Origin of the sequence: Micromonospora sp. NPDC005710 (assembly GCF_040630995.1) — a bacterium.
Taxonomy (GTDB): Bacteria; Actinomycetota; Actinomycetes; order Mycobacteriales; family Micromonosporaceae; genus Micromonospora.
Map to the genome: position 1 here is coordinate 1 of NZ_JBEXYP010000064.1, position 3056 is coordinate 3056.

Below are 3056 nucleotides of genomic sequence, written 5' to 3' on the forward strand. Positions count from 1 at the left end.
TCGCCACCCGCACCTCGCGGATCCGGCTGGCCTCCGGCGTGACAGTGCTCAGTTCGGACGACCCGGTCCGGGTCTTCCAGCGCTTCGCCGCCGCGCGCCCCGCCGAAGCGAGGACCGGCTACCCCTAAGTGTGACATTCTGCGCGTAACGGGTGGACGCCGCGCCTCAACCATGGCGGTGAACAGGGAGCGCGTCAGCATGAGCGAGCAGAACGGCACCGTGGTCATCGGTGCGGGGCCGGCCGGGCTCACCGCGGCGTACGAGCTGCTCCGGCACGGCCGGTCGGTCCAGGTGTTCGAGGCCGACGAGGTGGTCGGCGGGATCAGTCGCACGGTGGAGCGCGACGGGTGGCGGTTCGACATCGGCGGGCACCGGTTCTTCACGAAGGTGCCCCGGGTGGAGGCGTTCTGGCACGAGATCCTGCCGGACGAGGACTTCCTGATCCGGCCCCGGATGAGCCGCATCTTCTACCGGGGGGCCCTGTTCAACTACCCGCTCAGTGCCGTGAACGCGCTGCGCAACCTGGGTCTGCCGGAGGCCGTCCGCTGCCTCGGCTCGTACGCGCGCGCCCGGCTGCGGCCACCACGGGACCAGTCACACTTCGAGGGCTGGGTGTCGGCCCGGTTCGGCTGGCGGCTGTACTCGATCTTCTTCAAGACGTACACCGAGAAGGTCTGGGGTATGCCGGCGGACCGGTTGCAGGCCGACTGGGCGGCGCAACGGATCAAGAACCTGTCGCTGGCCACGGCGATCCGCAACGCGCTGCTGCCCCGGCGTCGACGCACCGACGTGACGAGCCTGATCGAGGAGTTCCAGTACCCGAAGTACGGGCCCGGGATGATGTGGGAACGCTGCGCCGAGCAGGTCCGCGAGCGGGGCGGGCGGCTGTCCACCGGCAGCTGGGTCACCGCCGTGCACCGCGACCCGGCCCGCCGGCAGGCGACGAGCGTGACTGTCAACGGCGCGGGCGGGCAGCGTACCGAGGCGGCCGACCACGTGATCTCGTCCATGCCGATCTCGGAGCTGGTGGCCGCGTTCCACCCGCCGGCACCGCCGGAGGTGCGGGCCTGTGCGGCCGACCTGCGCTACCGCGACTTCCTGACCGTCGCCCTGGTCGTGCCGGCGGAGTTCTCGTTCCCGGACAACTGGATCTACGTGCACGATCCGGGGGTGCGGGTGGGCCGGATCCAGAACTTCGGCTCCTGGTCGCCGTACCTCGTCAAGGACGGCCGCACCTGCCTGGGCCTGGAGTACTTCGTGTTCGAGGACGACGAGATGTGGCGTACCCCGGATGCCGGCCTGGTGGCCCTCGCCACCGCGGAGCTGGAGCGGTTGGGGTTGGTGCGACACGGCGTGGTGGAGGCCGGCCACGTCGTGCGCATGCCCAAGGCCTACCCGGTGTACGACGAGCGCTACCAGCACAACGTGGACGTGATCCGGGCGTGGCTGGCCGAGGCGGTGCCGAACGTGCACCCGGTGGGCCGCAACGGCATGCACCGCTACAACAACCAGGACCACTCGATGCTCACCGCGATGCTCACCGCCGAGAACATCGCCACCGGGAGTACGCACGACGTCTGGTCGGTGAACGTCGAGCAGGACTACCACGAGGAGTCCTCCGGCGACGGCCGAAAGGGCACCGGCCGGGACGCGCCAGTGGTGCCCCGCCGGATCATCGCAGCCGCCATCACCCCGCCGGAGGGGTCGGACGACCGAGCTTCTGTCGCAGCTCCCCCGTCTCACGCATGAAGCCGAGCACGATCTCGTGGAACGAGTCGACGGACAGGTCGACGGCGGACTGGAACTTCGCGAGGGCCAGGTCGATGTCGGATCGCTCGCCGTCCTTGTCCCACCCGATCGGGTTCGGGGTCTGGAACTGCTGACAGGCGGCCAGCAGTGCGCGGCCCTGCTGGAAGTTCACCGACGGCACGTTCCAGACGGTGCCGGCCATGATCCGCACCCCGTCCAGCAGGACGAGCGCTGCCGTGAGCCGCTCGAGCCCCTCGCTCGGCGACAGCGTGTGGGAGCGCACGAACATCGCCCCGAGCGCGACGAGCAGGCCCACATCAGTGAAGTCGTGCAGGAACCTGTCGACCAACGGCGCGGTCTCCGGCCCGACGGCGGTCGAGATCTCGCCCCGGATGGCGTGCATGTCGGTGGCCAGTCGGGAGAAGCTCCCCACCCGCGCGATCGTGTCGGCGAGCTTGCCGTAACCCTCGGACAGGGTGCCGTGCAGTTCGAGCCGGGCGAGGGCACAGACGATCGACGCGGAGAAGTCCGTGGACTCGTGGAGTCCGGCTCGCGCCGCCGCCACCACCAGCTCGTCTCGGGCGCACTCGCCCACCGCGTAGGCCTGCGACAGTGATTCGCACGCCCCCACGGCGGCCCGCATGCGCAACAGCGGATCGCCGAGCGCGAGACGGTAGGCGTCGACGTAGGCCTTCGCGGCCGTGGTGAACTGCCGCCGATGCCGTTGGTGGGCCGCGAGCAGGTACGCCATCCGGGGGTTGGACGGGAAGGCCCGCCGCCCACGGGTCAGGATCTCGTCGACCGGGCGGAGATCGAGGGGGGTGCGCGCCACGATGGCCAGGGCCGTCTGGAGCTGCAGCTCGTTGTGGGCTTCCCGCTCGACCGCTTCGACGGAGTCGCCGCATCGCCTCGCCAGCGCGACGAGTCTCCGGCGGCGTACCTCGCCGAGCTGTTCGAGCACTGCCACCTTGCGCGGGATCGGGCGGTTCAACCACCACTCGTCGGCCATTCGCGCCTGCCTCAGCAGGGAGCCCGAGATGGCCCACTCCGTACGCACCAACCGGTACTCGATCTCCACGATGAGCGGTGTGACACGCGTGTTGGTTTTCCGCCACCTGCGGTAGGCACGCTTGATCGGCGCGAGTTGGCTCTCGGCGGAGCGGTGCGCGGGCAGGTCGGAGTCGACGGCGTTGTCGCCCTCCCGGGTCACCACGTTCCGGGCCCGGTCGGTGCGGTTGCCGGGGGTGGTGTCGGTGTTCCAGGTGGCCGGTGCGGAGGACTATGTGCTGCATGTGCGGGCGGCGTCC

At 70.3% G+C, this 3056-nt stretch carries 2 protein-coding genes and 1 pseudogene; 2 read left to right on the top strand and 1 reads right to left on the bottom strand.

Features of this window, described 5'->3' with window-relative positions:
* The first annotated feature begins 198 nt into the window (after window positions 1-198).
* Window positions 199-1749 (top strand): NAD(P)/FAD-dependent oxidoreductase, encoded by a 1551-nt coding sequence (locus ABZ406_RS30870; RefSeq protein ID WP_357769099.1) that lies wholly within the window; start codon window positions 199-201, stop codon window positions 1747-1749.
* Here ABZ406_RS30870 and ABZ406_RS30875 read toward each other — a convergent pair.
* A complete protein-coding gene (locus ABZ406_RS30875; RefSeq protein ID WP_357769101.1) occupies window positions 1688-2959 on the bottom strand; it encodes a hypothetical protein in 1272 nt (423 codons plus the stop codon). The two genes, ABZ406_RS30870 and ABZ406_RS30875, sit on opposite strands and share 62 nt — an antisense overlap.
* A 4-nt stretch (window positions 2960-2963) precedes the next feature.
* Between ABZ406_RS30875 and ABZ406_RS30880 the strand changes: the two are divergent.
* Window positions 2964-3056, top strand: a pseudogene (locus tag ABZ406_RS30880) (Lrp/AsnC ligand binding domain-containing protein); the annotation flags it as partial.

Excerpts from the sequence above, each read along its gene's own strand:
- ABZ406_RS30870 (WP_357769099.1), top strand. The coding sequence starts at position 199 with ATGAGCGAGCAGAACGGCACCGTGGTCATCGGTGCGGGGCCGGCCGGG.